We start from the raw sequence: 7,438 nt of genomic DNA, 5'->3' as shown, positions 1-7,438 counted from the left end.
CACCAATCACGCGCCGCCTCGGCCCGGTATCCACGGAAAATCCTCCGCCCGCGCGAAATGGTTTCCCGCTGCCCGCCGTGGGCCCCACGAGGCAGCCCGACGCCACCCTCGAACTCCTCGTCCACGGCGTCGGCGGGCACACCCCGGGCGAGATGCTCGACAGCGCCCGTACGGTACGGGTCAGCGGCGACGCCACGGCCGCCCTCCACCGGCGGGTCGACGACACCGACGCCGAGCGGCGCACGGACCCCGCCGACCGCCCCGAAGGCCCCATCCAGGAGGCGTACTGCTGGTCGGGGCTCACCTCGGGCGGGGGGACGCGCGCCCTGTGGCTGCTCCTGCTGCCGTTCATGGTCGTCAACATCGCGCACTGGATGCGCCCCGACACCCATGGAATTACGCGCGTGCGACGGCTGTACGGAGTGCTCGTACGGCTCCTCGCCCTCACGCTGACCGTGCTGTTCACCGCGTCGGCCTGCGAGGTCGCGCTCGATCTGACGGCCTGGCAGTGCGCGGGCTCGGCGCTGTGCGGCGCCCAGCGGTCCTGGCTCGCGTTCCTCTCGCCCGCCCACCACGGCTGGTGGTCCCAGCCCGGACGCAGGCTCGCGCTCGCCGCCGTCGTGCCCACGGCGCTCGTCGGCCTCCTGTGGTATCTCTCCCACCGCACCTGGGCGATGTACGAGACCCAGCGCCCGCCCGGCGCCGACGAGGACGCCGACCCGGACACCGACCCCGCCTCACCGCGGCCCGCGCTCGCCCGCCCCGGCTTCTGGTACGGCCGCAGGATCGTCGCGCGCCTGCGCGCCGCGCACACCGCCGCCGGGTTCGTCACCGTCGCGGCGGCCCTCGCCGGCGCCGCGGTGCGGCATGACGCCGCGACAGGCGGCGCCGAACTCCTCGGACGGCTGCTCCAGGCCGCCCTCGCCTGCTGCGCGCTGACGGTCGTGTGGGTGGTGTGCCGCAGCGGGCGCAGCGAATCCGTCCGCGACCTCAGGCTCGACTCGAAGCTGACCGCCGCCCTGCCGGGCGCAGCGCTCGCCCTGCTCGTCCTCAGCGGCGCCTACGCCGGATGGTCCCGTACCGGCTGGCACTCCTCCGGCACCCTCACCGGGGACGGCACCTTCCGCGTGGTCGCCCTCGCCCAGGCGGTCCTCGTCGTCGCGCTCGCCTGCTGCGCCCTCGTGCTGCACCGCACCACCCGCAGGCCGGGCACCGCGCTGCGCGGCCTCGGCGGACCCGCCGTCGCGATGTTCGCCTGCGCCATCGCGGGGGTGATGACCGGCGGTGTGGCCCAGCGCGTCGCGGACTGGCTGGACGGCGACGCGACACCCGGCATGGGCGCCGCCGCGGCGCCCGCGCCACCGCCCCTGCTGAGCTGGCAGGCATCCGTCATCCCCGTCCTGCTGGTGCTGCTGCTCGTGCCCGTGGGGGTCCTCGCCGTACGGACGGCCCGTGCGGCCCGCGCGGAACGGCCGCGCGTGGAGGCCGACTTCGGGGTGGGCGGCGGGCCGGGCCAGGAGCGTGCCGACGCCGCGCGCACCGGTCAGATCGCGGATCGCCGCGCGCTCGTCCGCCTCACCGACCAGGCGCCCCGGCTCGTCGGTGTCCTGGCCGGGGCGGCCCTGCTGCTCGGCGCCGCGGCCGTGGCGCTGTCATGGATCTCCGGGGAGGTGCCGGGGCGCGCGGCGGAGCACACCGGCCCGTTCCTCCAAGGCGTCGCGGAGACCGCGCAGGGACTCGGGTCCTGGTTCGTCGGAATCGGCTTCCTCGCCTTCGTCACGCTCGGCAGGCTCGCGTACAGCCGGCCGGCCATCCGCCAGACCGTCGGAATCCTGTGGGACGTCGGCACGTTCTGGCCGCGCGCCGCCCACCCCTTCGCGCCCCCCTGCTACGCGGAGCGCGCGGTGCCCGATCTGATCTGGCGCATCAGCACCTGGACGCGGGCCACCGGCGGCAGGCTGGTGCTGTCCGGGCACTCCCAGGGGACCGTCCTCGCCGCCGCCACCGTGTGGCAGCTGGACGCCGCGACCCGCAAGAGGACAGCGCTCCTCACCTACGGCGCACCGCTGAAACGCCTGTACGGGCGCTGGTTCCCCGCCTACTTCGGCGAACCCCAACTGACCGCGCTGCACCGGGAGATGCCCAGCTGGCGCAACCTGTGGCGGGACACCGACGCGATCGGCGGGCCCGTCGGCGCGACCGACGGGGGCGCGCTGCCCGACGTCGACAGGGGACCGCTGCGCGACCCGCTGTCCTACGGCCGCCGTACGGACCGGCCGCTGCCGGAGGGCATCAACGGCCACGGCGACTACCAGGCCGATCCGGCCTTCGCCGAGGAGCGGGCCACCCTGTTGCGCGCCCCGCTGCCGGCCGTTCCCGGGCAGCCGCGGCGCCCGGACGGCGTGGCGCACGAGGAGGCCACGGGCGGTACGGCGAAGGACAGCGGGAACGGCGGCGCTTGACGGCGGCCTGAACGGCAGCGTGGGGCCCGGGAAATCTGCGCGACGGCGGTGTACGAGTGGGGCGCGGAACGGCGGCGTGGGAGCGGGGCGCGGGACGGGCGCGGTGTACGAGTGGGGCGCGTGACGCCGCCGGACCGCGCCCGGGGCGTTCAGGCCCCGAAAAGAGCGCCCCGGCGTGCGGCCCGCCTCAGGGCAGTTCCGGCAGATCGTCCGCGTAGAGGAGGGTCAGGTCGTCCGTGCTGGCCTCGGGCAGCTGGGCGACCCGGCCCGCGTGCCGCTCCACCATCGACTCGAAGGTCTGGCGCGCCGTGCGGCCGTTGCCGAACGCGGGGCCCTTCGGCAGGACCGAGAAGTACGTCACCAGCGCCTCCGGTGTGCCTTCGCCGAGCCGGTACTCGTGCTCCTCGGCCTGCTGCTCCACGATCCGCAGCAGCTCCTCGGGCGCGTAGTCGCCGAAGGTGATGGTGCGTGAGAAGCGGGACGCCACACCGGGGTTGACGGAGAGGAACCGCTCCATCTCGGCGGTGTACCCGGCGACGATCACCACGACCGCGTCCCGGTGGTCCTCCATCAGCTTCACCAGGGTGTCGATGGCCTCCTTGCCGAAGTCCCGGCCCGAGTCCTCGGGCGACAGCGCGTACGCCTCGTCGATGAACAGCACACCGCCCGCCGCCTTCTGGAACGCCTCCTGGGTGCGGATCGCCGTCGAGCCGATGTGCTCGCCGACGAGGTCCACCCGGGACACCTCGACCAGATGGCCGCGCTCCAGCACCCCCAGGGACGCCAGGATCTCGCCGTACAGCCGCGCCACGGTGGTCTTGCCGGTGCCGGGGGAGCCGGTGAACACCAGGTGGCGGCGGACGGACGCGGCCTTCAGGCCGGCCTCTCTGCGCCGCCTGCCGACCTCGATCATGTCGGTCAGCGCGCGCACCTCGCGCTTCACGCTCTCCAGGCCCACCAGGGCGTCCAGTTCGGCCAGTACGTCGTCCGAGGCCCGGGCGGGCTCCGCGGGCACCGGGGCCGCGTCGGGGGCGGCCACCGCCGCCGGCGCCGGCGCGGGCACCGGGGCGAGCAGCGCGGGGGACTGGGTCGCGGTCAGCACGCCCCGCGCTTGGGGCCCGGCCGCCACGATCCCGCTCTCGTCACTGGTGCAGTCCTCCACGACGGGCCCCTCGTCCGTGAACTCGTAACCGCCGCGCGCGCACCGCTCGGTGCGGCACCGGTTGAGTGTCGTGCGGCAGCCGTCCATGATGTGGAAGCCGTAGCCGCCGCTGCCGGTCACCCGGCAGCTCCTGAACGTGCCACGGCCCTCGGCCGACACGTAGAAGCCCGCCTCCGACGGCGAGGTGATGACGCAGCGCTCGATCGCCGGGTCGGCGCCCTTCGTGACGATCACGCCCGTCTGAACGGAGTCGATCGTGCAGGACGCGAGGGTGCCGCCGCTGCCGTGGTCGCGGAACCAGGCGCCCGTCGAGGCGTGGCTGACCCGGCAGTCGTCGAGCTGCACGGTGGCGCCGTCGCTGACGGAGACGGCGGTGTTGCGCACCTGGGTGAGGTCGCTGTCGACGACGTCCACGCGCGAGCCCCGGTCCAGGACGAACAGCGCGTCCGGCACGTCGTGCACGCGGCAGGCGTCGAGCACCGCCGTCGCGCCGTCACTGACCCAGACCGCCGGGTAGTCGCCCGTCGCGTCATGTATCTCGCACTGGTTCGCGTCGACGCGGGTGCCCGGGTCCCAGACCGAGAGGCCGTTGCGTCCGAAGCGGCGCACGGTCGAGCGGGTGAGCGTGAGGACGGAGCGGGACCTGAGGTCCACCGCGTTCTCCGGCACGTCGTGGATGTCGCAGTCCGACAGCGTCAGCACGGCGTCCGTGTCGAGCGTGATGCCGTCCGCTGTCGTACGGTGAAAGGTGGAGTCGGTGAAGTGGGCGACGCCGCGCGAGGCCACCTGCACGCCGGTGCCCTTGATCTCGTACACCTCGCAGCCGATCGCCTCAAGGCCCGTGTCGTCGCCCGCGACGCTGACTCCGGCGCCCGAGGCGTGGTGCACCCGGCAGCGCTCAAGGCGCGGACGCGCCCCGCCGCTGACCGCCACCCCCGCCTGTCCGGCCGCGACGATCTCGCACTCCTCGAAGACCCCGCCGGCCCCGTCCAGCACCGCCAGCCCGACGCCGGCGGGATTGTCGACCGTGGCGCGGCGCACCGTGGGCCTGGCGGCGCCGCGCACCTCTATGCCGGTGGCGGAGCGCGTGACGATCCGCAGGTCCAGCAGCTCCGGTGTGCCGTCCTCGACGAGCAGCGCGGGCGCCGCGGAGTCCTGCCCCTCGACATGGATGTCCTGCACGGTCGCCGAGGCGCGCACCGTCAGCGGCACCCCGTCGTACGGTGCGATGCGGACGGAGCCGAGTGAGCCCTCGGGGCCGCGGAGCGTCACCGCCCGCCCGACGACGAGGTTCTCCCGATAGGTGCCCGGAGCGACCGTCAGGACGTCTCCGTCGGCGGCGGCCTCCAGGGCAGCGGCGAGAGAGGCGTACTCACCCGTGCGGCGCCGCCACCGCGATGTACCCGAGTGCGTCACCTGGACCGTGCCCTGTGCCATGGCGCTGTGCTGCCCCCACCTCGTGCGACTGTGGTGCTCCCGGCCGCGGCTTCCGGACCGGGCCGCGCACCACGTTAGCGTGCGTGGCGGTGGCGAGTTGACGTCGCGGCCGGTGGCGGCGGCAGCGGGCGAACGCGATCCGGGGGGGGGGCGGCCGGGGGCGCCGCCCAACCGGCGGCCGGGCGCCCCGCCGCCCCCCCCGCCCCCCCCGCCCCACCCCCCGCCGCCCCCCCCCCCCGGGGGCCCCCCCCCCCCCCCCCCCCCCCCCCGCCTCAACTGCCCGTGCCCGTGCGTCCCCAGTCGGGTCCGACGTGTGCCCACTGGCGGTCCAGCTCCTTGTACCGCTGGTGCACGAGGCGCCATACGGCGAGCCGCCAGGCGCCCAGCAGCAGGACCGCGGTGAGGAGGGCCGCGACGATCCCGGAGAACACGGCGTGGAAGTGCGCGACATCCCCGTTCAGCGGTGCGGGCACCTGCGTGCCGTGCGTGTCCGTCCACATGGTGAAGGTGTCGCCCGGCGCGAGGTGGGCGCGCGGCGCCGTGACCGTGCCGACGTGCTTGGCGTTCCCCGCTGTGGTCCACTGTGCGACCACCCGCGCGTCGGAGCTCTGTACCGAGGCCGAGTCGGGGTCGAAGAAGCCGGTGTTCCCGTGCTGTTTCGAGTCGGTGACCATCACGGCCGTCGACTCGTGGCGCTCCTGCTGCTGCGTGGCCACCGTCCGTTGCAGCGAGGAGTTGAGCGCGGACCCGCTGAGCCAGCCCGCCGCGGGCGCCCCGAACACCAGCAGTGCGGCGACAAGGACCGCGAGCCACGCCTCGATCAGGTCGGTTGTACGGCGCAGGGGGTTGTGCCGCCATCGCCAGATACCCAGTACCACTCTCACCGTCCCGCACCCCCTTCCGTCGGAAGCAACGCACCTGCCGGAGGCTCGGGTTCCCGTGGTGGCACGCCTCACACAGGGGGCTCACAAAAACAGGGCGGCTTCATAGCGAAGCCGCCCTGCCTGGCGTACGGGACCTCCCATGGGTCCGGTGCGTGCCCGTCTGCTACGGGTCAGTACCCCCTGCCCTGGTAGGGCCTGTTGTACGGATCTCCCTCGTAGGGTCCGGGAGCCGACGGCGCGGGGGCCGGACGCATCGGGGCCGCGGGCCGCATCCCGTCGTAGCCGGCCGGAGCGGGGCGCTGGGGCATGGGCCGCTGCGGCTGCTGCTGGTAGCCGGGCTGCTGGCCGGGGTAGCCGCCGCGCGGCTGCTGGGCCTGCTGCGGGATGTACGGCGCGGGCGCCTGTTGCAGCGGGACGGGCTGCTGCATCGGCTGCGGGTACCCGTACTGCTGCGGCACGGGCCCCGAGGGGGCCGGGGGCAGCGCGGGGAGGGACGACGGCAGGGCCGGCAGGTAGCTCGGACCCGAGTCGTACGCGGAGGGCACTCGGATCGGTGCGATCTGAGGCGTGCCTCGCTCTGCGACGAGTGAATCGTAGATCGGGGTGTCCGGAAACGACGGCGCGGTGTAGTAACCGCCGCCGTAGGAGCGGGGGGAGGTCATGGCACAGAGATTAAGCCCACCATGTGTCGATTGGGGAGTCTGGTTAGACGGTTCTTTAGGCAGCTCTTCGTTACTTCGGATCGCCAATGCGAGCGAACTTGCCAAAATCGGTCGCCCTGGCGCGTTTGAATCGCGTAAAGGGCAAGGGAGGCACGGGTTACTGACGGGTCGCGCCCGGCGCCCGGACGCCTTCGCGATTACGTTGGGGAGATGGAAAACCGGGTACGGACACGGCGCGATGGGGGAGATCATGTCCATGCTTAAAGGGGCCAATGTGCGGGTCCCGTCGCCCGCCGTACGCGTCGAATTGAGCTGGAGTTCGCAGCCCGGCGTGCCGGACGTCGACGCGTCGGCGCTGCTGCTCGTCTCCGGCCGGGTCAGGTCGGACGCCGACTTCGTCTTCTACAACCAGCCGGCCGACGCCGCGGGCACCGTCCGCCACGAGGGAAAACGCCCCAGTGGAACCACCGTCACGGACACTCTGGCCGTGGAGCTGGCCCGGGTCGAGCCCGCCGTCGACCGCATCGTGCTCGCCGCCTCCGCGGACGGCGGCACCTTCGGCCAGGTGCCCGAGCTGTCCGTACGGATCACCGACGCCGGGACCGGCGAGGAGATCGCGCGCTACGACAGCGCGGACGCCACGGTGGAGACAGCGTACGTCCTCGGCGAACTCTACCGCCGCCAGGGGGAGTGGAAGTTCCGCGCCGTGGGGCAGGGGTACAGCACCGGACTCGGGGGACTGGCCACGGACTTCGGTATCTCGGTCGACGAACCGGCGGGCCGGGACGGCTCGTTGGGCACGCCGCCCCCGCCCCCCCCCCCCCCCCCGCC

Annotated in this window: 5 protein-coding genes; 2 read left to right on the top strand and 3 right to left on the bottom strand. The window is 73.9% G+C overall.

The genetic code is table 11. The features are described from left to right. Nucleotides 1-77 precede the first annotated feature (77 nt). Nucleotides 78-2,462, top strand: coding sequence for a hypothetical protein (locus LCE31_RS33585; RefSeq protein WP_225021239.1), 2,385 nt, complete (start codon nt 78-80; stop codon nt 2,460-2,462). A gap of 187 nt (nt 2,463-2,649) precedes the next feature. Here LCE31_RS33585 and LCE31_RS33580 read toward each other — a convergent pair whose 3' ends face one another. The 3 genes from LCE31_RS33580 to LCE31_RS33570 form a co-directional block, all read right to left on the bottom strand. Further along, nucleotides 2,650-5,061 (bottom strand): right-handed parallel beta-helix repeat-containing protein, encoded by a 2,412-nt coding sequence (locus LCE31_RS33580; RefSeq protein WP_225021237.1) that lies wholly within the window; start codon nt 5,059-5,061, stop codon nt 2,650-2,652. A gap of 272 nt (nt 5,062-5,333) precedes the next feature. Further along, entirely contained in the window at nt 5,334-5,945 is a 612-nt protein-coding gene (locus tag LCE31_RS33575) for an Rv1733c family protein (RefSeq protein WP_225021235.1), read from the bottom strand. Nucleotides 5,946-6,115: 170 nt separating this feature from the next. Further along, nucleotides 6,116-6,607: a DUF6643 family protein gene (locus tag LCE31_RS33570; RefSeq protein ID WP_225021233.1), complete on the bottom strand. Its 492-nt coding sequence runs from the start codon at nt 6,605-6,607 to the stop codon at nt 6,116-6,118. Nucleotides 6,608-6,863: 256 nt separating this feature from the next. On the opposite strand from LCE31_RS33570, the gene LCE31_RS33565 reads away from it, so the two are divergent. Then, on the top strand, nt 6,864-7,438 hold a 575-nt coding region (locus LCE31_RS33565), incomplete at its 3' end, for a TerD family protein (protein WP_225021241.1).

It is taken from the genome of Streptomyces sp. 8L, assembly GCF_020176795.1.
In the GTDB taxonomy this organism is placed as follows: Bacteria; Actinomycetota; Actinomycetes; order Streptomycetales; family Streptomycetaceae; genus Streptomyces.
Note: the sequence above shows the minus strand (reverse complement) of the source record. Positions and strands in the feature narration are given on the sequence as shown.